Genomic DNA, 25,025 nt, shown 5'->3' with positions numbered 1-25,025 from the left:
CAGGAAACCTGCATGAGATCTCCTTTTTAATTTTAGCTCTATCTGTTGAACTCTATTATTCAGTGAGTTCACCCTCAATGACGCTTTTTAATTTTTATTCTGGTCTCATGGTAGGGTGTTCCATGGCCCCTCTCTGTCTTTCCATCCTCGATTACGGTATTTATACACCCGCCCCTTGAGAGCCAGGTGCCCCTGAATGACAGGGCGCATCCAGGATACACCTTATCAGAGGACCTTACAGTTGCACATGTTCTGCCCGCACCTGATTCAAGGGTCACGGTTTCACCATCTTCCAATCCTGTTTTTAATAGGGTCTCTGGATGTATAAAGACCTCCAGTAGCTTCTCTTCATCATATGGTTCTCTGGATCCTATCCACTCAGAGTTCATTACTGTTAAAAGTCTAAGAGATTTTTCATCCGAAATTCCGACCTCTGAGGGGATTTCTGATGGTAAGATGAACCTTCTGCTCTCTGTATAGAATTTGAAATCCTCAAATGGAACCTCTGGAATTCCAGGCACCCGGTATGGTCTTTTTAGAAGATCCTGGATCTCTATTCCATGGTAATCAAGGAGGGGTGCTGCTATAATTTCAAGCCATTCCATTAGGGATCCCTCCAGGTTATCAAGGCCCATGAACTCTGATAGTCTCTTTAAAATCCAGAATTCTGACCGGCATTCCCCTGAGGGCTTGACTGCCGCATTTACCGGAGAGATATAGGGGTGGCCGTAACTGCCCACCAGATCTGTTTCCTCAAGGAAGGTTGTTGCTGGAAGAAATATGTCGGCAGCATATGATGTGTCGTTGAGGAAGTGGTCGACCATGACCACAAGATCCATTTTTCTGAGGGCACTCAGGGTTTTCATTGAATTAGGGCCCAGGTTCACCGGGTTGCCTGCAGTTATGAAGACGCATTTTGCCTCTGGTGAATCCAGATTCTCAAGGTCCCTTCCAAAAAGCGGCATGGATATTTTTCTTCTGTCTTCAAGGCAGACCGATTCATCAAAACCGCCGTATTCATCAAATCCGCTGCTGACGCCCCCTCCCCTGATCCCTATATTGCCTGATATGGCGGCGAGTGCATCTATGAACCTGCAGGTTATGTGGGAGTTGAAGTACCGCTGCAGCCCCCAGCCAATGATTATGCTGCTCGGACCATCCGAATAGGTGAAGGCAAGTTCATACACCATTTTTTCGGGAATCCCTGTGATCCCTGATAGTTCAGAGAGGCTGAAGGCATCAAGGACGTTCAGGTAGACATCGGAGTTCTCTGAATGATTATCCATAAACTTCTGGTCGTGAATTCCCTCCTCCACGATGATCTTTGAAAGTGCAATTGCAAGGTACATATCGGTGCCAGGTTTAATCTGGCAGTGGATATCTGCTCTGGCTGCTGTCTCGGTCCTTAGAGGGTCAACTGTGACGATGGTTTTCCCGTTGCGCTGGGCCCTCCTTATTATCCTCCAGAGGTTAAGGTCGGTAACTGCCGGGTTACGTCCCCAGATGAATATGTTTCTGCTGTTGAGGTGGTCGCGTGGTTCATGGGATACCCTTTTCCCGAAATCCATTTTATGGGCCTCTATAGCTGTACCTCCACAGAGCGTTCCCTCAAGGGTTGTTGCCCCCAGAGAATTGAAAAATCTCCTGTTAAGAAGTCTAAGGGCCGTTCTTGCCCCGAATCCCTGATAGTAGATTATGGATTCCGCGCCGTATTCATCCACACATCTGTTCATCACATCAGCTACTGTTTGAAGAGCCTCATCCCAGGATACGGTCCTCCACTGATTTCCATCCCTCATGAGGGGTTTCAGGATCCTTTTATCTGAGTAGAGCCTCGTCCTGTGGTAGCTGGCTGTTTTTCTGCATAAAAATCCCCTGCTGTGGGGATGTCCTCTGTTTCCACCTATGGACCTGACCACTCCCCCCTCAACTCTGACTGTGAGACCACATGCGCCTGGACAGTCCCTTGTGCAGGTTGTGAAGACTCTCATGGGAGACCCATTATACTCTGCAGGATATGTTCAGTTCCGTGAGTGATTTCAGTATTGCCGCAGCTATTCCATCATCTGATTCAAAGACTATAACACCCCTCCTTTTGGCCTCCTCAAGGGGTTTTTCCCCTATCCTTCTGCATATTACGATTTCACAATCATCAATAAGGTCCAGGACCCGCCTCCATCTATCGTCGTGCTTCTCTATTTTTCCCCCATCCAGCTTTCTTATTTCAGAAAATTTGATTTCATTATCAATCCTCTCAAAAACTATGAAGGCATCTGCATCCGCGAAGTGTCTGTTAACGTATCTGCCGTCATCAGATGCAACAGCTATCCTTATCACATGTATCACCATCAATTTCATATCCATCATCATAGTGGCTCTCAAGTATCAGGTTTGTGAGGGAGTCAACAAAGGATATCCCCCCGCCGTAGCCTGCTATTCTTATTCTCTGGGACCCCACCCTGTCGTAAACCGGGAAACCCATCCTCAGGAGTGGTACTCCAAGTTCCCTGGCGACCCTTGCGCAGTGGGAGTTTCCTATAAGGACATCGACCTCTCTGCCAGCAAGGTTCTCCTTTAAGCCAGATATGTCCACTCCACTTTCTGCCGGGAATTGAAATCCCCATTTTCTCTGAAACTGGCTGATTTTTTCATGGAAGTATCTGCTCCTGGAACCTGTGAAAACATATGGTTGCATTCCCATCTCAAGTACCAGTGATGTTACCGCAACAACATAGGATGGGTCGGCAAATATGGCCACCCTCCTCCCTGAGGTGTACTGATGGGAATCTATCATTGCATCCATCAGTCTACCCCTCTCCCTCCTGATTGAGCGGGAAATATCTGAATGGAAAAGATCCAGGAGGACCCCTAAAAATTTATCCGTCCCTTCAAGGCCTGCAGGGATCGGGAGTTCAATGTTCTTAACCCCGTATTTCTTTTCGAGGAACTCACCTCCACCGTACCCCCCAAGGTTTAGGGTGGCCATGGAGTCACCTGCCGTAGCTATGTCATGAATGGATGTTCCATGACGTGTTATAAAATAGGGGTCGCCATCGAAGGGTTCGTCAAGGGACTCGGAGTTATCGGTTATCATGAGGAAATCCACACCCATTCCCTCAAGGATATTCTTTATCTCTGAGGTGTCTGCAGGGCTCATGATACCATTTATAATGTTTATTCTATCCACAGGTTCAGCATGCTCCATAACAAGTGATCTGAGAATGGATTTAACAGCGGCCTCATATCCATCCACGTGTGAACCCCTGAAACCAGGTGATGAGACAGTTATAATCTCAGATCCCCCACTTTCCCTGTGTTTATCCACTATTCTATCAATGTCATCTCCTATGGTCTCTGAGAGGCAGCCTGAAATTACACCTATAACTTCAGGACTGTACTGTTCTTCAACTGTCTTCAGGGCTCTTAAAAGGTTTTCTTCTCCGCCATATACGACTGTGGCTTCACTCAGAGAACTTGAGGCTATATTTACAGGTTCTCTGAAGTGTCTTGTGAGCTGAAACCTCATATATGTGCTGCAACCCTGTGAACCATGTATGAGTGGCATTGATCCCCTGATACCCAGGAATGCCATGACAGCGCCCAGGGGCTGGCAGATAATTCCAGGGTTTATTATGGTGCTTCTATGCTTCACCGGACATGCCTCCTGGTCCTGATAACCTTTTTTTGCTGGCCAGAGTCCATATGGGACTTTCCAGAGTCCTTTTAACTTCCTCTGCAAAATTCAAGAATCCTCCAAACCCTGAGAATGGTTTTATCCTGTCATGGTTAAATTCACAGAAGGGTATTCCAAGCTTATAGGAGAGGTACTTTTCCTTGGCCCCTGAGACAACCAGATCAGGCCTGTATTTCCGCAGGAGTTCTGAAAGTTCAACTGGATTTGCATCATCAAAGAGTATCAGTTCCCTTCCTGACTTCTCCATTATCTTCAGGTAGTCTTCAGGGAGCCCGTTCTGGGTTCCGCTCATTATCACCTCCATTCCAAGGTCCCTGAATGCCCTTATAAGGGACCATGCCTTGTTACCGCCCACGTATATTGCCACCTTTTTTCCCTCAAGGGCTCTTCTGTAGCCTCTGATCATTTCATGTGTTTTTTCTGCCATTGAGCTGATCCGTTCCTCAGCATTGAGATCAAAGAAATCTGAAATCGATAGCAGGGAATCCATGGTCTCTTTTATCCCAAAAAAATTGACATTTATGTAGGGTATCCCGTATTTCCTCTTCATCTCCTCTGCAATGTAACCTGATGATTTGCTGCACTGTACAATGTTAAGCTGCGCTGTGTGGGCTTCTGAGATTTCAGCCACCGTTGAATCGCCGGTTATGGATGAAACCACGTGAATACCCATTTTCTCAAGTAGACCCTTTATCTCCCAGAGGTCCCCTGCAACATTGAACTCTCCCACAAGGTTAACCGAGTTTTCCCTGACTTCAGCATCTCCACGTCCTATTATGTGCCTGAGAATAACATCGCAGGCTAGCTGGTGGCCCAGTGACTTGTTGAAGCTTCTGAATCCCTCAGACTGCACCTGTATTACCCATTTTCCTGTTTTGTTTTCTGCTGTTCTGCATACAGCCGCTATGTCGTCCCCTATGACGCCTGAAACACATGTGGAGTAGACGAATATGGCTGAGGGGGAGTGGATTTCATTTATCTCCAGTATACATTCAAGGAGTTTGTCCTCCCCACCAAACACCACATCCTTTTCCTCAAGGCCGGTTGAGAATCCCATCCTGTAGAGTTCAGACTTTGAGCTTCTGCTTCCCCTGATGTCCCAGGTGCATGCCGCGCATCCCACTGGTCCATGCACAAGGTGGGCTGCATCCGTTATGGGCATGAGAACAACCCTTGCCCCCCCATACACGCAGGACCTCTGGGTTACCATGCCTGGAAGGGATTCACGATTACAGCGGGGCCCTCCCCCGCTGCAGCTCCTTGTGAAGTGTTCTCTTCTGGGGGAGAGCGTGTTTATCACCGCTTCAGGGACCTCCTCAACCTTTAAATCTGCTGTGGTGTCCGCTGAAAAATTCTCTTTACTGCTGCAGTTTCCAGTGCTGTGGTTCATAGTATTCCCTGAGTACCGTGTTTGTTATTCTGTTGAGGAGATTCACAGCCCCCCTGTAACCTGTGATGGGCACCCTCTGATAGCCCACCCTGTCATATACCGGGTAGCCAACCCTCACAAGGGGTATCCCGAGGTCTTGGGCTATGAGTCTACCATCTGAGTTTCCTATCATCAGGTCAACTGGTTCCTCTGAGAGTCTCTCTTCAAGTGCCCTGAGATCTGATTTTACCATGACATTTATCCGTTCATCTGCCTCGGCTGCCACCGTCTTCATCCTGTCAATGAAGAGTTCATTATCTGTGCCGGTGCAGGTGTGGAGTGGTGTTATTCCAAGTTCGCAAAGGAACCTTGATATTCCTGCCACCATGTCCGGGTCCCCGTAGACCGCGGCTGTTCTTCCAAATAGGTACCTTGAACTGAGGTCTGCCATGGAGTCAATCAGTATGCCTCTTTCATCAAGCAGTTCATCGCTCACATCCTTTTCTGAAATCCTGGCTGCCCTGCGGACAAAGTCATCTGTATTGCGGACCCCGATTGGCATAGAGTATTCCCCTGGAACCCTGAATCGTTTTTCAAGTGTGTTCAAGGCTTCATCCCCGTACATCGTCAGGCTCAGTGTTCCCATGCTGTTTGATGAGTCCTCTATTTCAGGAACAGCTGTTCCTCCAGGGGGGTAGAATGGCATCTGCTCTGTTTTTGATGGTCTGAGGGGTGAATCAAAGGGGTCTGAGGTATCGGTGAGTATTATGGGAGTTATGTCCATGAGGCCAAGCATGTGCCCTATCTCCCTTATGTCGCCGGGGTTGACTATACCTGGTATTATGTTGAGTTTGTGGTTGCAGTCACCGTCCTCCCTAGACAGGGTCTCTATGAATGATTTTATGGCGTTTCCATATCCCCTGAAGTGGTTTTCAACGAAGCTGGGTGTTGATATGTGAACCAGTTTTGTCTGGAACCTGTCTCCAAGTTCCTCGCGCAGTTCGGTTTCAGCGACCCTCATGAACCCATCCACGTCATCCCCTATTATTTCACTTGAACAGGTGGTTACAATTCCCACAAGGTCGGGCCTGAATCTCTTCACAAGGTTTTTAACACCGTTTATTATGTTACTTCTACCCCCAAACACAGCTGCGTCCTCATGGAGCGATGTGACGGCTATCTCTGCGGGTTCTCTGAAGTGTCTGTTGAGTCCGTATCTCACAAAGGTGCTGCAGCCCTGGGAGCCGTGAACCAGGGGCAGACCCCTCCTTATACCCAGGGTTGCGAACATTGCACCGAATGGCTGGCAGGTGACGAGGGGGTTTACCACAAGCTCCCTTCCCCTCTCCATCACGTTTATTTCTGGCATCAGTTAACATCCTCCTCGAATTCAAGCAGGTCCCATACAGGATTGTATATTGCCGCGTACATGTCCCTCGCCAGATTAAGGAACCCCTCAAAGCCGATGTATGGCCCGTTTTCATATGAGTGGATGAGTATGCAGGGCACTCCAAGTTTATGGGCCAGGTATTTTTCCTTTATTCCAGACAGGATGATGTCTGGCCTGTATTTCTCGATGATCTCCTCGAGTTCCAGTGAGTTGGGGTCATCCACTATCACTGTACCCTCCCGTACCCTTTTCTTGATCTTCTCGTAGCCGTCTTCGTGTTCGAACATTGTTGAAACTGCAACCACTTCCATTCCAAGTTCATCCTCAAGTGGGCGGGGTAGATGCCAGTTTTTGGGGCCCCCTGAGAAAACCCAGACCCTCTTACCCCTGAGTTTATCTTTGAAATACTGAATTTCTGGACCTATTTTTTTCATTCTATCCTCTATCACCCTCTCTGCCCTCTCGGGTATTCCAAAATATTCCCCTATTGCCATGAGGTTTTTTCTGCAGTATTCTATTCCAAAGAAGTCAACCTTCATGTAGGGAACACCATATCTCTCCTCAAGGAGCTTTGCAATGTAGTTTGCTGATCTCTGACATCTGACCAGACTCAGCTTTGCCCTGTGCATCCACTTTATCTCGTCGTGACAGCAGTCGCCTGTGAATGTGCTCAGGACGTTTATCCCCATCTCCTCAAAGTATTTTTTCAGAACCCAGAGGTCCCCATCGATATTGTACTCCCCTATGAGGTTCACGTCATATTCTGTGGTTCTGGGGGGCTCCGCGGTTCCCACCAGGTCCTCAAATAGTGTGTAGTTGGCAACCTGATGTCCCTTTGACTGTGTTGGACCTGCAAATCCTGGAGCGTTTATTGCAACAACATCCTTACCTATCTCCTCTGAGACCTCCCTTGAAATTGCATCAATATCGTCCCCTATGAGGCCTGTTGTACAGGTTGCGTAGGTGTAAACTGCGTTTGCCTCAGGGAATTCCCTGACCGCCTCCAGGATGCACCTTTTGAGTTTGTCCATACCACCAAAAACCACATCCGACTCACTCAGATCCGTTCCTGTTATGTATTTTAGGTTGAATTTTTCTATGGGGAACATGCTTCCATCGGGCATTTCCTGTGATGTGGGGTACCTCTTTGTACCGTAACCATATGCTGTGCATCCAACCGGTGAGTGGATAACATGAAGCGCATCCTTTATTGCCCCTGTTATCACACCCTTTGCACCTGCAAATGCGCATCCCCTCTCTGTCATGCAGCCAGGGATCGTTGTTGTGTTGCATGCTGGTATGTCTCCCTCAGGATCCCCCTGCTTCTTTACATAGATGTGCTTTTTTCTATCGGGTATTTCAGCATCGACGCCAAACAGTTCAAATGGCATTTTGAATCATCCTTTGATTTATACGGGATAACTAAAGCCCACTCTATCCATCTCAGATACAGGTTAAAGTGCTTCAGTCCCCCTATCACCTGTCCTTATCCTCATTGCATCGTCTACCGGACATACAAAGATCTTCCCGTCTCCAATTTTTCCCGTGTGGTTGACCTTCATTATGGCCTCCACAACCAGCTGTACATCCGGATCCTCCACGGTTATCTGGATCATCCTCTTGGGAATGTATCTCATTGTTCCCCTCACCTCATCAATTTCAGGAGATGGAGAGGGGATGGTGACCTCATCAATTATGGCCCTCTGCTTGCCCCTCCCGAGGACTCTTGTGGCGTTGAATGACGGGAACCCCAGGGATTCAAGGACATCCCTGGTTTTCTTCATATTCTTTGGTCTTATTATGGCGATTACTTCTTTCATTCAGACACCTAAAGACCTTCCTCTCTTGTTCTGACGGTGTAGGCGTTTTCCACGGGGCTTATGAATATTTTACCATCCCCAATTTTGCCTGTGTATCCGCTTTCACTGATAACCAAGACCACCCTCTCTGCATCAGCATCATCCACGACGATGAGCATCATGGTCTTGGGTATCTCATCATAGTAGATTTCATCGAACCGTATGCCCTTCTGCTTACCCCTCCCTATAACGTCTATCTTTGTGAGGGCCGGGAATCCTGCGTCATCCAGAGCATCAGCCACCTCTTCAGACTTTTCTGGTCTTATTATGGCCCTTATCATCTTCATTTTTAACACCTAGTCCAGAACCCCGTATTTTACAACGAGGTCCTCCATTTCATCCATTGTCATGGGTTCTGGTATTACAAAATCTGTGTTTTCAATTATTTTCCTTGCAAGTTCCCTGTACTCCTGTGACTGGTTGCACTCGGGGTCGAACTCTATGACAGATTTTTTGTTGAATTCTGCCTTCTGTACGATGTTATCCCTTGGCACGAAGTGTATCATCTGTGTCCCTATTCTTTCACAGAATTCTTCAAGGAGTTCCCTTTCGCCATCAACGTTTCTGCTGTTGCATATTATCCCCCCAAGTCTGACGCCACTCTGCCGTGCATATTTCACCATACCCCTGCAGATGTTGTTGGCGGCATAGAGTGCCATCATCTCACCTGATGCCACGATGTATATTTCCTCCGCCTTTCCGTCTCTCACCGGCATTGCAAACCCCCCGCATACCACGTCACCGAGCACATCAAAGAATACAAAGTCCAGGTCGTTTTCATAGACCCCATGCCTCTCCATGAGGGTTATGGCGGTTATAACACCCCTGCCTGCGCATCCGACACCCGGTTCTGGACCTCCTGATTCAACACACCTTATACCTCCAAATCCTGTTTCTATAACCTTGTCTGGTGTGCATGCACCTTCTCCCAGTTCACGCAGGGTGTCCATCATGGTTGTCTGCATTTTACCGCCCAGTATAAGGCGTGTGCTGTCTGCCTTGGGGTCGCATCCATGGATCATCACGTTTTTTCCATGGAAGTAGCTCATTGCCGCTGCAGTGTTCTGCTGTGTTGTGGATTTTCCGATTCCACCCTTACCATATATTGCAATTTTACGTACCATACATCAATCACCATCTCAGTCGGAAGTATGCTTCCTTATTCCGACACTCTATTATTTGAGGGTATCATATTTAAACTTTTCGGCACATGGCTGAAAATTATGCGCTCAGATATCCTTAAACATGAACAGAAACCAGATCAAAAACAGAACCACTGAAATATTTCAATGTGCTTTAAGTACCCATAAAAATCAACAGAAACCAAATCAAAAGTTTTAAAATAAATAGAAATAGGAGGGCCTGATTACTTTGAGGCCCTGTATTCCCTCACCTTTTCAAGGAGTCTCTCCAGGATCTCCCTGTCTGAGAGGAGGTCTGAGTCAACAACCTTCTTCATCCTTATGGGGACACCCTCCATACGGTAGGCTGTACCCTCAGCCTCCATACCCACGATGGCCGGTGGAATTATGATGTCAGCCAGCTCGGTTGTGGGGGTCCTGTGGGGCTCGATTGCAATGACCGGGATCTCAGCCATCCTCTCAAGTGCCCTCTGTGGGAAGTGGGCACCAGGGTCAGAGGCTATGACCATCATCGCATCGGCCTCCCTATTCTGGAGAAGGTCGTTTGCACCGGTCTCCCCTGGGTTGTACCTTGGCTCCCCCTCTGAGAAGTCAACACAGTATGGGTATCCGCTCTCCCAGGTGCAGACCTGGTTGAAACCTGTAACGTTGTAGTGTCCCCTCATGGGTATGAGTGTCCATTTTGCATAGTCATTGAGGTCCTCAACCATCATAATGGCTGTGTCAATGTTCCTGTGTTTACCCCTGCTGTGGGTTATACCCATACCGAAGAAGAGTATACCGAACTGTGCCTTTTTGAGCACCTCAACAGCCTCTTCGATCTGCTCCCTTGGTACACCTGCAACCTCATCGTAGAGTATCTCGTTTCCAAGGAGGTATGCCCTCATTGCATCGAGAAGTTCATAGTCACGGTCAAAGTCCAGCTGGAGGTGTATGTCTGCAAGCTTTGCGCTGTCAGTTTTCCTCGGATCAACGACTATGAGTGTCCTGTCTGATCTTCCCCTTTCCCTGAAGAATCCGCGGGCAAATACGTTCCTTGACATGTGCCTTGGGTGGGCGTGCATGGGGTTGCATCCCCAGTAGACCACCACGTCAGCCCTGTTTTTGACCTCACCGAAGGTACAGATAGGATAACCCACGTCCTGGAGGGCAAGGACTGATGGTCCGTGACAGACTGATGCTGTGTTATCGATTACTGCACCGGCCTCCTCTGCAAGTTCAACTCCAACAGCCTGTGCTTCACACTCTGTACAGCTCCACCCGTACATGAGTGGTCTCTTTGATTCTGCAAGAATCTTTGCAGCCTTGTCTATGGCCTCATCGTAGCTTACCTCGACGAATTCGCCATTCTTCCTTATGAGTGGTTTTTTGTACCTCACTGCACCCTCTGCATGCACGAACTTGCTGTGACCTATCCTGCATGCATTGATGGTTCCGACAATCTCGTTGTCCTCAACCTTACAGATGATATCATCACAGAGGGTTCCGCAGAAGGGGCAGACCACATTTTTCACGTATTCCATGATAATTACCTCCAGTTAGGGTTCTATGTGGCCGTTGCATCCGACAGCCGCATAGACTATACCCTTAGCTCCCTTAATTGCGTGATCTCCTTCAAACTTGTAGAATGCTCCAGGGAAGGTTTCCCCGTTAACCTCTATGTCCTTTTCAACACCAAGGTACTTGAATCCTGGAAGGAATTCCTGTATCATTCCCTTTACGATTATTGTTCCGCCGGCCATTTCACCGCCGACCCTTGCAACGGCGTTGCCCTCGATGATTATGAGACCGTTGTTCATGTGTATGCCAGGCATTATGTTGACGTCGCCCTTGATGATGATCTTACCGCCGTTCATGTACTCTCCGATCTCGTTTCCGGCGTTTCCATGGACTGTTATGACGCCACCACTCATACCTCTCCAGTCACCACGGTAGGATGATCCAACGTAGTCAGCCGCATTTCCAAGGATTTCAAGTTCTCCTCCCCTCATGTCCTGTCCGGCCCATGAGGCTGCGTTGCCTTCAACTGTGATCCTGCCGCCTTTCATACCGGCTCCGACGTACATGTTCACGTTACCCTTCACCAGGATTTCGCCGGCTGTCATCTCCTGGCCTATCCTCTTGGTGTTGTATACGTCGCCGTCGATGATGATCTTGATGTCTGATGCTGCGTCTGCTGGTTCTCCGCTGACCTCGAAGAAGTCTCCCAGTTTAACGACCTCGTTACCATACATTATCTGGATGTTTTTGATCTCGTCTATTGACTTTCCTGCGAATACATCGGGTTTGATGTTGGGTGCCTCCAGTGGCACTTCAGGCTGTTCCTTTGGAGTTAATATTATTTCACTCATAGCATCACCCCTTTAACTGGAGCGGATTTTGGCAGGTACTCGTCCTGCACAGGGTAGTTTGCAAAGTTAACAGAGTAGTACTGTTTGAATTTGCTCTCCACCTTGGCAAGTACCTCGTTGTAGGTTGACTCATCAACCCGGGTGTCAACCCAGTAGGTTCTTCCATGTGGTGAGGCCACTACTTCTCCGTCCTTAACCACTATTTCTCCATCCTTGAGGACGTATGCTGCCCTTGAGAATCCTTCCTCAATTGCCATGTAATCGACTGATGGGTCGACTGTTTCAGGGTTGATGTTGTATACCGCGATGTCTGCATCTGCACCGACTCCAAGGTGCCCCTTGGTTTCGCTGAGACCCAGGACCTTTGCAGATGTTGACCTTGTGATCTGGGCTATCTCTGAGAATGTGTATTCCCTGTCAACTGTTGCTATGGTACTCTTCCTCTGGGCCCACTTGTGGAGTTCTCCCTCGATGAGGTTCATCCTGTACTTGTTGCTCATGAGCCAGGCTATGACCCTTGGGTACCTTGTGAATGGACCGGCGTTTGGACTGTCTGTTGTGAGACAGACCTTTGCTGGGTCGTCGATAAGCAGGAATAACTCCATACCTATTGCCCACTGGACAGCTGGGACAGGTGCCCTTGCTGAGTATATGAATGGGACGACACCTGAACCTGTTTCGAGTTCCACGTCACAGTTTGCCCATTTGAGGCCGTTGAGTGAGTGGAGGTCGTATTCCATTGGGCCGTCGGCTGTCATTGTTGTGGTCTCATCAAGGGTTATCTGACCAACGTCTATGACTATGTGGTCATTTTTGTTGACGTAGTCTGCGATCTTTGGTGCCTCTGATACGAAGTCCCTCCATGTGGTTCCGCCGTAGCTGTGGAACTGGACGTGTGTGGCGTATAAAACTGTATCCCTTTCACCTGTTGCAGGGTTTGCCTTTATGTTCTTTGGCACGTCGAAGGATGCAAGGGTTGTCTCATAGTTTCCAGGGTGTCCCAGGTCGTTACAGTGGAGGTGTATTGAGTGTGGTAGCTGGAGTTTCTCGTTAACCTCTGCGAGTCCCTTTATGATCTCTGCAGGTGTTATGTCAAAGTATGGAGCAGGGTCATGGATTCCATGGACGTTTCCACCCCATCCCCAGGCCTCTGTACCTGCGGGGTTAACTATCTTTATTGTGTAACCCTTTGTTGCCTTGAGGAGCCATGAGGCGTAGGCTGCGCATGCATCCACGTCTCCCTCCTTGAGGTACTCCATCACGAACCAGTTGTTACCGAAGAGTGGGTATGCCGCATGGTCTATTATGGGTGTGTCATGGAACTCCTCATGGGTGTGCCTTGCAAGGAGTGGTGGCATGGCCGCCTCCATTGCGGTGGTGTAACCCATCTGGGCGTACCTGTAACCTGTCATGAAGGTTGATGGTACTGAGAAACCGCTTCCGGCCCTTCCTGCCTTGAACTTTTCAGCGTCCCTTCGGCTGTCTTCTGGCCTGTACATCCTTCCCACGTTGACCTTTGCACCTGCTATGTGGGAGTGTGGGTCGACACCTCCAGGCATCACAATTTTTCCAGATGCATCAATGACCTTTGCGGAGTCACTGACGCTCTCAACTATTTTACCATCCCTGACGCAGATGTCCATCTTCTCTCCATCGACGTTGTTAAGAGGACAGTAAACAAATCCGTTTTTGATTATGTATTCCATTTGAATCCTCCCGCTGAACCAATTAAATCTGACCTACCTTACCGTAGACCTTCATGAGGGTGGGCATGTCAGGAACCTCTTCATCGGTGGGTATGATCTCCACCGGTACATTCTTAAAGCTGGGTGTTGCTGTTGAATCTGTATCTGGTCTTATGACCCTGTTGGCCCATGGGCCCATTGGTATGTAGACCATTCCATCTGGTAGTGGTTCCTTTGCTTCAACAGCCTTGACAACCACATCTCCATATTCTGATATGACCTTGACGTTGTCTCCTTCGTTTATCCCGAGCTGCTTCATCATGTCAGCGTTCATCTGAATTATTGCAGCTGCATCCACGTACATTTTAAGATCCTTACCTGATTCTATGGCCTGTCCCTGCCATATTGTCCTTCCTGTGTTGAGTATGACCATCATTCTAACTCCTCCAGTCTTATTGCGTCCACAGGGCAGCTTTCAACACATGTGCCGCATTTTCCGCAAAGGTCAGGGTTTTTTATGTTTACAACCCCGTCCTCCACTATCATGATGATCTCAACATCATCTGTTGGGCCCTTTCCACCGGCAACTTCCGGGCTTCTGAGGGCGTTCACGGGACATGCGATCACACAGTTTCCGCATCCATGGCAGAGTTCAGGGTATGCCTTAAGTCCAATTGCCATCTGATTACCTCCATTTATTTGAGTAGTGATTCAAAGGCGTTCTTCCATGCCTTTGATTTGATTGGAGTTGTATTTATTCTGCTCCTCTTAACCTCTATGGCGTTCACAGGGCATGATCTCTCACATGCTCCGCAGTATATGCAGAATCTTTCGTCCTTGTAGAGCTTGGTTGGTTTTTCACCGGATTTCTCTGGTTTCGGGAATGAGAGAACGTTGCATGGGCATGCCATCACGCAGGTCTCACATGCCTGACAGGTATCCTGGTCGATTATCAGTTCTCCCTCGAATGGCTTAGTCACTGTTGCAGCATCAACAGGGCAGATCTCCTGGCACCAGCCGCAGTTCACACAGAGCTCAGGGTCGATGTAGGAGGTTCCTGTAACCTCAGGGACCTTTATCTCGTATTCGCCGTATGGGCAGATCCTGCAGACCTGCATTATGGCGTCAACAGGGCAGATCCTCTTACATATTCCGCAGTGAACACATTTGTCCTCGTCCACGTTGATGTCGGTTGCAACGGTTGGGCTTGATGAACTTGGTATCTGGTGTTCTATCTCTATGGCATCAACCGGGCACATTTCCTCGCACATGCCACAGTATATACAGGTGTCCTTGTCTATTTCGATTTCACCTGTGATGAGGTCCTTCCTTTCTGGAAGTTCCCTTGTTATGGTTATGGCGTCCTGTGGACATGCTGTTTCACATGCCTTGCACTGTATGCATGTTTCATCATCAATTTCGGCTGATTTAAGGATTTTAGGGTATTCTGCAAGTTCTTTTATGGATGTTCCATCGATCTGAAGGTCAAGAGCCTGGAATGGGCAGATTGAACTGCACATACCGCAGAGGACACATTTGTTCTCATCGATAAGTATCTTTGACTCGTCCTGTTCTGTTCTGACCATTGCACCTGTTGGGTTAACCTCGATTGCACTGACCGGGCATATCTCGCCACACAGTCCACACACAGCGCAGAGGCAATCCTGGAAGATCAACTTTCTGTTTTCTTCGCCGGTCCGCTCCACGGTAATATTCTTACCTTCAATTACTTCGGTCGTTTCCATCAATTTCTACCTCCTTTATTTCTATAGAATCAGTTGGACACATATCCACACAGATGAGACACCCGCAGCACCATTCGGAATCCACATGTGCCTTGAGGTCTCGGAGGGTTATGGCCTTCCTGAGGCATGTGTCCACACATAGCCCGCACCCAATACATGAGTTCCTGACGTTTCCCTTGAATTCCCTCTGCTGGCATGTCTTCACTATCGTCCTTGTCATCTCTGTGTTCTGTGTAAGGGAGTGGGTGAGAAGAAGGAAATCCCTTGGACACATCTCTGTTATTACCCTTGCAATCTCTATTGACCTCCATGAGAGGTTTCTCCCGTTGAGGTAGTGAGAAACAGTTGATCTGTTTATCTTCAGAGCTTTGGCTATCTCTCTCTGTGAATGGCCCTGTTTTGTTAGGTTTACGGCTGCTATGTATTTGAGTCCAGAAACTATATGTTTCGGCATAGGGTCACCATGTGTGTTAATCACACATTTAACCACTATGTATATAATAATTTTCTACAAAAAACAAATAGAAAAATATATATATATTGGTGTGTTGTTAGCACACGTCCCTGGTCAGCCAGCAATAGATAATAATATAAATGAGTGTTTTGGTGGCACACATCTTATCTTAGCTGGACGCGACACACCCTGACCGGTGTGAACTTGAGTCCAGGCATCCCTGAAAAGGGGTCCCTGTCTCCGCCTGTGAGGACATTTGCAGGGGCATCTGCAAAGTGGAATGTCATGAATACCACGCCCTCCATCACCTCATCTGTAACCCCTGCCCTCACCCTGAGGGAGCCCCTCTCTGATGTGACCTCAACAGTATCCCCCTCCCTTATACCCATAGAGGAGGCGTCAGCGGGGTTCATGAGAAGCTCCTCATGGTCTGAGAATGATTCCAGTTCCTCCACCCTTGCAGTCATGGACCTTGTGTGGTACTGGTAGAGGTTTCGCCCTGTCACAAGGACCAGGGGATACTCCTCCGGGACCCCCCTGAACTGGTAATCAGGCAGCAGGAACGATGCCCTTCCTGTGGGTGTTGGGAATTCTTCAGAGTGAAGATATCCTGTTCCAGCGTCCTCCTCTGATGTGCAGGGCCACTGTATCCCTCCAGATTTCAGCCTTTCATGGGAGATGCCAGCATATGAGGGTACAAGTTCCCTTATCTCATCGAATATTCTGGACGCTGATTCATAATCAAAGTCCTCCCTTCCCATCCGCCCTGCAATCATGGAGATTATCTGCCAGTCAGGGAGAGCATCCCCCGGGGCATCCAGCGCCTTTCTCAGAAGCTGAACCCTTCTCTCGGTGTTGGTGAATGTCCCGTCCTTCTCTGCAAAGGATGCCGCGGGCAGAACCACATCGGCAAGTTCGGCTGTCTCTGTGAGGAATATATCCTGGACCACAAGGAATTCAAGGCCCTCAAGGGCCTCCCGGGTCCTTTCAATGTCAGGTTCGCTCAGAAGTGGGTTCTCACCCATTATGTACATGCACCTTATTTTTCCGTCCCTTGCGGCATCAAACATCTCAGGAAGTGTCAACCCTGCCGGGGGGATAGGTGAACCCCATTTCTCAGAGAATTTCCCTGCAGCCTCACCAATGCCCTGATACCCCGGGAGGAGGTCGGGAAGCGCCCCCATATCACAGGCCCCCTGAACGTTGTTCTGACCCCTCAGCGGGTTGATGCCGGCTGATTTTATACCGATGTTACCTGTAAGAAGCGCCAGGTTGCTGAGTGCAAGCACATTGCCAGTCCCATTAACGTGCTGGGTGATGCCCATTGAATATATTATGGATGCCGGGGAATTGGATGCGTACATTATTGCGGCTCTCCTTATGTCCTTAACGTTAACCCCGGTTATCCTCTCCACCTCATCAAGATCCAGGGCCATGACAGCGTCTCTGAAGTCCTCAAATTTCTCTGTGCGGGAATCTATGAATTCGCTGTCGTGGAGGCCCTCCTCCAGTATGAAGCGGCACATTGCCATTAAAAGTGGGATGTCAGACCCCGGTCTGTTCTGGAGATGGATATCTGCAAGTTCTGATAACCGGGTTTTCCTTGGATCCACCACAACCAGCCTTGCACGTGACCTCAGGGCCCTGATTACCCTGTAGGAGGTTACAGGGTGTGTCTCTGTTGGGTTGGTTCCCACTGCCAGTATACACCCGGCAGCCCCCAGTTCAGATATGGAGTTGGTCATTGCACCGCTGCCCAGGCTCATTCTGAGACCGGTAAGTGATGGGGCATGGCATAGCCTTGCGCAGTGGTCAATGTTCCCTGACCCCATAACGGCCCTTGTGAACTTCTGCAGCAGATAGTTCTCCTCATTGGTGCACTTGGCAGAGGCCACAGCCGCAAACTCTTCCCCAGTGTATTCAGAGAGCCTTTCGGCCACAACTGAGATGGCCTCATCCCATTCTACCTCTACAAACTCCCCATCAACCTTTATCAGGGGTTTTTTAAGTCTTTCGGGACTGTTTACAAATTTAAGGGCGAACCTCCCCTTCACGCATAGCCTTCCCTGGTTAACAGGGCTATCAGGGACACCCCTTGAACTCACAACCCGGTTCCCCCTCACCCCGAGGTATATCTCGCAGCCGGCGCCGCAGTAGGGGCATACAGTCCTCACCTCGGTGGAGGGTCTCTCAGTCCTGGGTAGGAGGGCGCCCACCGGGCATGCCTCGACGCATTCACCGCATGAGACGCAGCTTGAATCAAGTATATCCCTGTCCATGAAGGTGGCTATCCTTGTGTCATGGCCCCTGTATGCAAAATCAACCGCCTCTGCACCCAGTCCCCTGCAGACACGGACACATATGCCGCAGAGGATGCACTTATCGTGGTTCCTCAGGAAAAACGGGTTGGATTCATCCACATCAATCCCTGAAAGCTCAGGCCTCAGCCTCTCAAGGTCCCCATCAGATACGTTGAGGTACGATGAAAGCTCCTGGAGTCTGCAGTCACCTGATGCGGGGCATGCAAGACAATCCCTGCTGTGGTCAGCTATTATCAGAGATAGAGTGGTTCTTCTGATCCTGTTTATCCTTTCAGACTCTGATATGAACTCAGAACCATCCTCTGCAGGTGTTTCACATGCCGTGACCAGACGCCCCTCGTTGTTCTCAACCAGACAGAGCCTGCAGCCCCCAAATGGTTCAATACCCTCCCTGAAACAGAGGTTCGGTATATAGATGCCGTTTGCAAGGGCTGCCTCGAGAACCGTCATCCCCCGGGCTGCCTCAACTTCCCTTCCATCGATCCTGAATTTTACAGTCCCCTTCATGTTATCTTCAGCTAATTTTTTATAGTGAAAATTTATCCCCACATAAAATAAAGTTTATGAAGAGGTGAAAGTATGAGGATAGTATGGGTGACAGGCACCAAGGACACCGGCAAAACCGCCCTGGTTGAGAAAATCGTCAGAAAACTCGTGGATGCGGGTTACCGGGTCGCGACCCTCAAGCATACCCATGGGGGATTTGATTTTCCAGGCAAGGACACTGACAGGCACCGGAAGGCCGGTGCAGAGATAGTTGCAGGAACTGGAAGGGAAACCTTCTTCCTTATCGAGAGGGGGATGGACCTCCCTGAGGTTGTGGGTGTCCTTGAGATGCTGGACGACATCGACTTCCTTGTGGTTGAGGGCTTCAAGTCAATGGAGTATGCCAACATATCAACATCCACACCGGGAGAATTCACCCTGAAGGTTGTTGATCCATTCAAAATCGATGAAGTGGATGACCTGATTGAGCTCATAGAAAGAAGAAGCTACGGCCTCCTTCAGGACCTCAACTGCGGTAAGTGCGGCTTTGAATCATGCAGAGAGTTTGCAAAGGCAAAGGTTCAGGGTGATGCAGATGATACAAACTGTAAGAGCCAGCCTGATAGGGTTCTCCTCAGGGTAAATGGAAAACCCGTCCCCCTGAACCCCTTCGTCCAGAACTTCATAGCAAGGACTGTTCTCGGCATGGTGGATGCCCTTGATACAGAAAGCCTTAAACATCAAAAGGTTGATCTCATCATAAAAAGACCAGACTAATATCGGGGTAGAGAATGCAGGTCCATGATAACCACAGAAGACCGCTGGTATCGCTGAGAATATCTGTGACGGGGCGCTGCAATGTCAGCTGTATCTACTGCCACCGGGACGGGATCTTACGTTCAGACGAGGAGATGAGCCCAGAGGATATAGAGAACATATGCAGGGTGGCCTCTGACCTTGGTGTGAAGAAAATAAGGCTTTCAGGTGGCGAGCCCCTCATAAGGGATGATATTGTTGAGATAGTCGAGAAGATAAACAGTATCGGATTCAGGGATATCTCCATAACAACCAACGGGACCCTCCTTGAGGACCTCAGCGTCCCCCTGAGGGATGCCGGGCTTGACCGGGTCAATGTCAGCTTCGACACCCTCAAACCTGAAACCTACCGGTTCATAACCAGGAAGGACTACCTTGAGAGGGTTAAGGCGGGAATAGAAGGTGCCGTTATGGCCGGCCTCGACCCTGTCAAGATAAACATGGTGATACTGAGGGGTGTCAATCACCATGAGATATGGGACATGTTTGAGTTCTGCCGTCAGCAGGGCGCGGTGCTGCAGATAATAGAACTACTGAAAACCGACAGCTGCCCTGATAATGGGGTGGAGAGGTACCACTGCGACATAACCCCCATTGAGGCTGAACTGGCAGAGATGGCTGACCGTATAATGACAAGGAAGTTCATGCAGGACCGCAAGAAGTACTTCATCGGGGACGGGGAGGTGGAGGTTGTGAGGCCCATGGACAACACGAGGTTCTGTGCAAACTGTACAAGGCTGAGGGTAACCCCTGATGGGAAGCTTAAGCCATGCCTCCTCCGGAATGACAACCTGGTTGACACCAAGGAAGCCCTCAGCTCCGGTGACCTTGAGGGTCTCCGTGAACTCTTTCTTGAGGCCATCAGAAGAAGGTCCCCCTACTATCAGTCCTGATTGGCCGGGGAGTATGGCCCCGGAACCCTCAGAACAGCATCTCTCTTACATGTGTCGAGGCAGGACCCACACTTGAGGCAACTTTCCTGATCTATAACATGCACCTCATCCTTTGAACCCTCAATGGCGTCTGCAGGACATGTCTTCAGGCATGCCATGCATCCATCACATTTTTCCGCTTCTATGAGGTAGTGCATGAGCTGGCTGCATGATGCTGCGGTGCATTTTCCGTTTATGTGATCCCGGTATTCCCTTTCAAAGTACCTGAGTGTGGTTAGAACAGGGTTGGGGGATGTCTGGCCAAGGCCACAGAGGGAGGCTGCCCTGACGGTTTCTGCGATGTCCCTCAGAATCTCCAGGTCCTCCTCTCTTCCTGAACCCTCAACTATATCATTGAGTATCATGAGCATCTGCCTTGTACCCACACGGCACGGGACACACTTTCCGCATGATTCCCGCTGAGTGAACTCAAGGAAGTACCTTGCAAGTTCAACCATGCATGTATGGTCAGATAAAACCACGAGGCCCCCTGAACCCATTATTGCGCCGGCAGATGTCAGTGAATCATAGTCTATGCCCGTGTCAACAAGTTCGGCCGGGAGGCATCCGCCTGATGGTCCCCCTATCTGGACGGCCTTGAGCTCACCGTCCCTTACACCCCCACCAATGTCGTGGATGACCTCCCTCAGGCTTGTGCCCAGGGGGACCTCTATGAGCCCGGTTCTCCTCACATCTCCCACAAGGGAGAAGGTCTTGGTCCCGGGACTCCCCTCCGTTCCCGGGGTGTTGAAGTACTCTGGACCATGCTGCATTATCATTGAGACAGCTGCAAGTGTCTCCACATTGTTTATAACAGTTGGCTTCCCCCAAAGGCCGCTTGTTGTTGGGAATGGTGGTCTGGTACGGGGCATCCCCCTTTTACCCTCAATGGATGCTATGAGGGCTGTCTCCTCTCCACATACAAATGCCCCTGCCCCCTCCTTTATCCTTATATCAAGGCTGAAGCCCGAGTCAAGGATGTCCTCCCCTAGGAGTCCGAGATCCCGGAGGTCAGATATTGCGGTTCTGAGTCTTTCAAGGGCAAGGGGGTACTCTGCCCTGCAGTAGATGTAGGCCTCCTCTGCACCCACAGCATATGATGCTATGAGTATCCCCTCCAGGAGGGAGTGGGGGTCCCCCTCTATGAGTGAACGGTTCATGAAGGCACCCGGGTCGCCCTCGTCGGCGTTGCATACCAGGTACTTCACATCGGATTCCTCCTGGCGGCAGAGGCTCCACTTGAGCCAGGTGGGGAATCCTGCCCCCCCACGGCCCCTGAGTCCGGAATCCTTAACCTCTTCAATGATATCCTCAGGTTTCATCTCCAGTGCCCTGAGGAGCCCCCGGTATCCTCCTGTCGCCAGGTAATGATTGATGTTCTCAGGGTCTATGAGACCGCCTCTTCTGAGTATCCTCCTTGACTGTTTCTCCATGAAGTCAATGCTGTAGGAGGGTTCAAATGAGTCACCATTGAAGGCCACATTAAGAGAGCCAATGGCTGAGAATTCTTCACCATCAGCGAGCTCCTGAATTATCCTCTTTGCAAGTCTCCTGTTCACTGGTCCATAGATGGCGCCACGGGTATCACCGTTGAATACGGTAACCATGGGTTCGGCGTAGCAGAGGCCCATGCATCCAGTGTGTACAATGCTGCATTCAACTGAGAGCTCAGAAGCCCTCTCAAGCAATACCCTCTCTATTTCATGAGCCCCCGCGGATCTTCCACAGGTTGCTGAACCCAGGAATATCACCGGTTCGTCCCTGAAGAGGGACATGTATTCATCCAGTGCCCTTCCTGCAGTATCTTCAAACATTTTAAACACTCTAAGACTTTTTTGGGAAAATTTTGCTTACCCTTGATGGCTTTATGCGTGATACAACCTCATCGTTCACCATGGCACATGGAGCCAGGGAGCAGCAGCCAATGCATCCCACAGATTCCAGGGAGTACTCCATGTCCTCTGTGACGTCCCCCTCACCGATGCCAAGGTGCCTCTCAAGGGCATCCAGAACCTGTTCAGCCCCACTCACATGGCACGCTGTTCCTGTACAGACCATTATGTGCTTCCTTCCCTTTGGTTTGAACCTGAACTGGGCATAAAAGGTTGCAACCCCGTATACATGTGTTTTACTGACCCCTGTGAAACCAGCAACCTCCTCCAGGGCATGTTCCGGCAGATAGCCGTAGACATCCTGAATATCCTGGAGGATGGGTATGATCTCTGAGGCATGGCCTGTGTAGCCAGAGAATATCCCCTTCAATTTCTTATCCATCAGAAACCTCCACTTAAATGTGAGATCCATTTTAGTGTCGCATTCATATTAATTAGGATGAATGTTTAAACATCTGTTTAACTGTTAAACCAGGGGGAATATATGTTTTTAGATGAGAGGTGGTGGATGAATGTCACTTTACAGAGAGGTTGAGGCGTTCCGTGTGGATGACGAGATGCGGAGGGTCCCTGAAAGAATCGTGAATGACCTTGAGGTGCGTATAAGGATAAATGGGGGTCTGGAGCAGCGCTTCACTGCAAGTCCCGCTGCCCTTAAGGAATTCGCAACAGGCTACCTTCTCGGCGAGGGGCTCGTGGACTCGGTGGATGATATAAGATCCATGGATATCACAGAGAACCTCATCGACGTTGAGATAGAATCAGAGGACCTTGAGATAAGGCGTGAGCTTGTTATGGGCTCTGATTGCTTCGGTGGATGGAGGCAGAGGGTTGAGATGGTGGAACCAGTTGACTCAGACTTCAGGGTGAGGGCTGAGGACATATTCGATGCATTCAGGCGGATGGTGAAGGCAGCAACCGTGTGGAGGCTGACTGGAGGTACGCATGTTGCCGCCCTTGTGACCGGGGATGAATTCAGGGTGTTTGAGGATGTTAGCAGACATGTGGCGGTTGATAAGGTCCTGGGCTCCGGGGCCATGGACGGTGTTAACTTCTCCAGGAGCTTCATGGTCTACAGTGGCAGGATGCCCGCGGATATGCTTATAAAGGTTGTGCGTGCCGGGGTTCCCATCATAGCATCGAACGCCGCCCCAACATCATCAGGGTATGAGGCTGCAGGGAAGACCGGTCTTACAATGCTGGGATTTGTAAGGGGCAGAAGGTTCAACATATACAGCCACCCTGAGAGGATAATACTTGATTAGGACATTTTCCATTGAATTCTGAGCTTTTCGGATGCTAAAAACATAATTTTATTCAAACACGCTGTGTCTCTCGTTGAGGTCCTCCTCCCTCTTATCAAGCCTGTGCATGAGTTCAGCTATGAGGCCGTCCAGAAAGACGAGGGCTGATATCTCAAATAGTGTACCCAGTGGTGTCCTTGAGTGATGGTTGCCCCGTATCTGCCTCTTCATGTAGTTCTTCTCACCATCGATCTTTGTCCTGCCCCTCACGGTTACGGTGAGGTCAGCTATCCCTCCAAGTTCTGATTCTGGATGTGAGGTTACAGCAACGACCTGGGCACCCCTCTCCCTGGCTATCCTGGCAGCGCTGACTATGTAGCTTGTCCTCCCTGAACCTGATATTGCAATCAGTGCATCACCCTCATTTATTGCGGGTGTTATGGTCTCACCCACCACGAAGACGTTTATCTCAAGATGCATGAGTCTCATGGCGAAGGCCTTTGCAACTAGCCCCGACCTCCCCAGTCCAAGCACGAAGACGTTTCCTGCGGATGTGAGGGTGTCTATGAATCTATCAACTGTTTCGGCGTCAATCTCCCTTTCCATCTTCTCCAGATTATCCACTATATCCCTGATGGCCTCTCTCATTATCATTGCAACACCTGTAATCTAATATATGGATCATGAGATATAAAGAGTAAAAAATAATTCCAGCCCAGCTGCCCATGCTATAGGCAGATGATGTTAGGGGGTGGAAATTCACCCAGATTAGAGGTATCCCCATGGATATTGAACCCCTCCCTGGAATGAAGATCAACGGCCATGAACTGGATCACAGATTCCTTGAGACCCTCCGTGTAATCGGGGAAACCTTCTCCCAGAGGAAGGCTGCAAGGATACTCGGTGTGACACCACAGGTTTTAAACAGGAGGGTTCTGCGGGTGGAATCTCTCCTGGGTGTTAAACTCGTAAAAAGCAGTGGTGCAGGATCAGAACTCACACCAGAGGGTATGGAGATCCTCAGAACCTACATGCGCCACCTGAAAGTCCTCAGTGGGTCAGGGAGGCTCATGGTTGCGGCGGGTTATATTTCATCAAACCTTGCCGAGGTCTTCATTGAGAGGTTCGGAGTGGAGGCATCCCTGTTTTCATGCTGTGATGCTGACCTCTTCCACCTTGCAGAAAGAAGCATCCTTGATGTGATCTTCCTTGACGATCCCCTCCAGGCCTACCAGAGGGGCCTCGACTTCGTGCCTGTTGCATATGACCACCTGGTGCTTGTGGGTAGTGATGCGAGAACCATGAGGGAACTTGATGGCTCATCATTCGTTGGGGTTGAGGGTTCAGCCCAGAGGCTGGCCTGGGAGGTGCTCTCAGATTCCGGTGTCAGTTTTGAAATTGTGAGGGAGGTTCGGTCCCCATACCATGCCCAGAGGATAGTTAAAAACGAGCAGGAACTCATGACATTCCTCAGTGCAAGCCAGTTCAGTGGCTCTGAAATCCTCAAGAATGAGACCCGGCATGTTATAAGTGCCGTGGTCTGCCGGGAAAGTGAAGGGGTTGAGGAATTCATGGATTTCATAAGGAGGGAGGGCCAGGAGGCTGTGCTGGAGGCGGGTTTTGAACCGCTACACTGATCTGTTTA

General features: G+C 49.6%; 24 protein-coding genes. 4 read left to right on the top strand and 20 right to left on the bottom strand.

Translation table 11 applies throughout. The annotated features are described in order from the left end of the window. Positions 1–74: 74 nt before the first annotated feature. The 17 genes from MTBMA_RS00755 to fdhF all read right to left on the bottom strand — a co-directional run bounded on the left by MTBMA_RS00755 (position 75) and on the right by fdhF (position 18,517). Entirely contained in the window at positions 75–1,991 is a 1,917-nt protein-coding gene (locus MTBMA_RS00755; protein ID WP_013294991.1) for a molybdopterin-dependent oxidoreductase, read from the bottom strand. 10 nt (positions 1,992–2,001) lie between these two features. Continuing rightward, a complete protein-coding gene (locus MTBMA_RS00750; protein ID WP_171770387.1) occupies positions 2,002–2,358 on the bottom strand; it encodes a NifB/NifX family molybdenum-iron cluster-binding protein in 357 nt (118 codons plus the stop codon). After that, entirely contained in the window at positions 2,312–3,652 is a 1,341-nt protein-coding gene (locus MTBMA_RS00745) for a nitrogenase component 1 (protein WP_013294989.1), read from the bottom strand. The genes MTBMA_RS00750 and MTBMA_RS00745 overlap by 47 nt, the downstream gene beginning before the upstream one ends. Then, complete coding sequence (gene nifE / locus MTBMA_RS00740) at positions 3,642–5,084, bottom strand: nitrogenase iron-molybdenum cofactor biosynthesis protein NifE (RefSeq protein WP_013294988.1); 1,443 nt, start codon at positions 5,082–5,084, stop codon at positions 3,642–3,644. The genes MTBMA_RS00745 and nifE overlap by 11 nt, the downstream gene beginning before the upstream one ends. After that, positions 5,053–6,432, bottom strand: a complete 1,380-nt coding sequence (locus MTBMA_RS00735; RefSeq protein WP_013294987.1) for a nitrogenase component 1 — start codon at positions 6,430–6,432, stop codon at positions 5,053–5,055. The genes nifE and MTBMA_RS00735 overlap by 32 nt, the downstream gene beginning before the upstream one ends. Further along, a complete protein-coding gene (locus MTBMA_RS00730; RefSeq protein WP_013294986.1) occupies positions 6,432–7,844 on the bottom strand; it encodes a nitrogenase subunit alpha in 1,413 nt (470 codons plus the stop codon). The genes MTBMA_RS00735 and MTBMA_RS00730 overlap by 1 nt, the downstream gene beginning before the upstream one ends. A gap of 63 nt (positions 7,845–7,907) precedes the next feature. Next, a complete protein-coding gene (locus MTBMA_RS00725; RefSeq protein WP_013294985.1) occupies positions 7,908–8,273 on the bottom strand; it encodes a P-II family nitrogen regulator in 366 nt (121 codons plus the stop codon). Positions 8,274–8,281: 8 nt separating this feature from the next. Further along, on the bottom strand, positions 8,282–8,599 hold the full coding sequence (locus MTBMA_RS00720) for a P-II family nitrogen regulator (RefSeq protein WP_013294984.1): 318 nt from the start codon (positions 8,597–8,599) through the stop codon (positions 8,282–8,284). Between the two features lie 9 nt (positions 8,600–8,608). Then, positions 8,609–9,436 (bottom strand): nitrogenase iron protein, encoded by an 828-nt coding sequence (gene nifH / locus MTBMA_RS00715; protein WP_013294983.1) that lies wholly within the window; start codon positions 9,434–9,436, stop codon positions 8,609–8,611. 242 nt (positions 9,437–9,678) lie between these two features. Next, positions 9,679–10,980 (bottom strand): formylmethanofuran dehydrogenase subunit B, encoded by a 1,302-nt coding sequence (locus tag MTBMA_RS00710; protein ID WP_255503812.1) that lies wholly within the window; start codon positions 10,978–10,980, stop codon positions 9,679–9,681. Between the two features lie 12 nt (positions 10,981–10,992). Beyond that, positions 10,993–11,805 (bottom strand): tungsten-dependent formylmethanofuran dehydrogenase subunit FwdC, encoded by an 813-nt coding sequence (gene fwdC / locus MTBMA_RS00705; RefSeq protein ID WP_013294981.1) that lies wholly within the window; start codon positions 11,803–11,805, stop codon positions 10,993–10,995. Then, positions 11,802–13,511 carry a tungsten-dependent formylmethanofuran dehydrogenase subunit FwdA gene (fwdA, locus tag MTBMA_RS00700; protein WP_013294980.1) on the bottom strand — a complete coding sequence of 570 codons (1,710 nt, stop codon included), beginning with the start codon at positions 13,509–13,511 and terminating at the stop codon, positions 11,802–11,804. Before fwdA ends, fwdC begins: the two co-directional genes overlap by 4 nt. 22 nt (positions 13,512–13,533) lie before the next feature. Continuing rightward, complete coding sequence (fwdD, locus tag MTBMA_RS00695; protein ID WP_013294979.1) at positions 13,534–13,926, bottom strand: tungsten-dependent formylmethanofuran dehydrogenase subunit FwdD; 393 nt, start codon at positions 13,924–13,926, stop codon at positions 13,534–13,536. Beyond that, the gene (locus MTBMA_RS00690; protein ID WP_010877164.1) at positions 13,923–14,171 is read right to left on the bottom strand and encodes a 4Fe-4S binding protein; all 249 of its coding nucleotides are present in this window, start codon (positions 14,169–14,171) and stop codon (positions 13,923–13,925) included. The genes fwdD and MTBMA_RS00690 overlap by 4 nt, the downstream gene beginning before the upstream one ends. Positions 14,172–14,185: 14 nt before the next feature. After that, entirely contained in the window at positions 14,186–15,235 is a 1,050-nt protein-coding gene (fwdF, locus tag MTBMA_RS00685; RefSeq protein ID WP_013294978.1) for a tungsten-dependent formylmethanofuran dehydrogenase subunit FwdF, read from the bottom strand. Next, positions 15,213–15,689: a helix-turn-helix domain-containing protein gene (locus MTBMA_RS00680; protein ID WP_013294977.1), complete on the bottom strand. Its 477-nt coding sequence runs from the start codon at positions 15,687–15,689 to the stop codon at positions 15,213–15,215. Before MTBMA_RS00680 ends, fwdF begins: the two co-directional genes overlap by 23 nt. Positions 15,690–15,853: 164 nt before the next feature. Beyond that, positions 15,854–18,517, bottom strand: a complete 2,664-nt coding sequence (gene fdhF, locus MTBMA_RS00675; RefSeq protein WP_013294976.1) for a formate dehydrogenase subunit alpha — start codon at positions 18,515–18,517, stop codon at positions 15,854–15,856. 72 nt (positions 18,518–18,589) lie between these two features. Between fdhF and mobB the strand changes: the two genes are divergently transcribed. Both mobB and moaA read left to right on the top strand, forming a co-directional pair. Beyond that, a complete protein-coding gene (gene mobB, locus MTBMA_RS00670) occupies positions 18,590–19,273 on the top strand; it encodes a molybdopterin-guanine dinucleotide biosynthesis protein B (RefSeq protein ID WP_013294975.1) in 684 nt (227 codons plus the stop codon). A gap of 14 nt (positions 19,274–19,287) precedes the next feature. Beyond that, positions 19,288–20,205 (top strand): GTP 3',8-cyclase MoaA, encoded by a 918-nt coding sequence (gene moaA / locus MTBMA_RS00665; protein ID WP_013294974.1) that lies wholly within the window; start codon positions 19,288–19,290, stop codon positions 20,203–20,205. On the opposite strand, the gene MTBMA_RS00660 is transcribed toward moaA, so the two are convergent. Next, a complete protein-coding gene (locus tag MTBMA_RS00660; protein WP_013294973.1) occupies positions 20,196–22,058 on the bottom strand; it encodes an NADH-quinone oxidoreductase subunit NuoF in 1,863 nt (620 codons plus the stop codon). The two genes, moaA and MTBMA_RS00660, sit on opposite strands and share 10 nt — an antisense overlap. Before the next feature lie 10 nt (positions 22,059–22,068). Continuing rightward, complete coding sequence (gene nuoE / locus MTBMA_RS00655; protein ID WP_013294972.1) at positions 22,069–22,518, bottom strand: NADH-quinone oxidoreductase subunit NuoE; 450 nt, start codon at positions 22,516–22,518, stop codon at positions 22,069–22,071. 130 nt (positions 22,519–22,648) lie between these two features. Between nuoE and fdhD the strand changes: the two genes are divergently transcribed. Continuing rightward, positions 22,649–23,401, top strand: coding sequence for a formate dehydrogenase accessory sulfurtransferase FdhD (gene fdhD, locus MTBMA_RS00650; RefSeq protein WP_013294971.1), 753 nt, complete (start codon positions 22,649–22,651; stop codon positions 23,399–23,401). 48 nt (positions 23,402–23,449) lie between these two features. Here the strand turns inward: fdhD and hxlB are convergent, their stop codons facing one another. Continuing rightward, the gene (gene hxlB, locus MTBMA_RS00645; protein WP_013294970.1) at positions 23,450–24,034 is read right to left on the bottom strand and encodes a 6-phospho-3-hexuloisomerase; all 585 of its coding nucleotides are present in this window, start codon (positions 24,032–24,034) and stop codon (positions 23,450–23,452) included. A gap of 128 nt (positions 24,035–24,162) precedes the next feature. On the opposite strand from hxlB, the gene MTBMA_RS00640 reads away from it, so the two are divergent. Then, entirely contained in the window at positions 24,163–25,017 is an 855-nt protein-coding gene (locus MTBMA_RS00640; RefSeq protein ID WP_013294969.1) for a LysR family transcriptional regulator, read from the top strand. Positions 25,018–25,025 lie beyond the last annotated feature (8 nt).

The organism is Methanothermobacter marburgensis str. Marburg, assembly GCF_000145295.1.
GTDB lineage: Archaea > Methanobacteriota > Methanobacteria > Methanobacteriales > Methanothermobacteraceae > Methanothermobacter > Methanothermobacter marburgensis.
The sequence above is the reverse complement of the archived record's forward strand: the minus strand, read 5'-3'. Positions and strand labels throughout refer to the sequence as shown.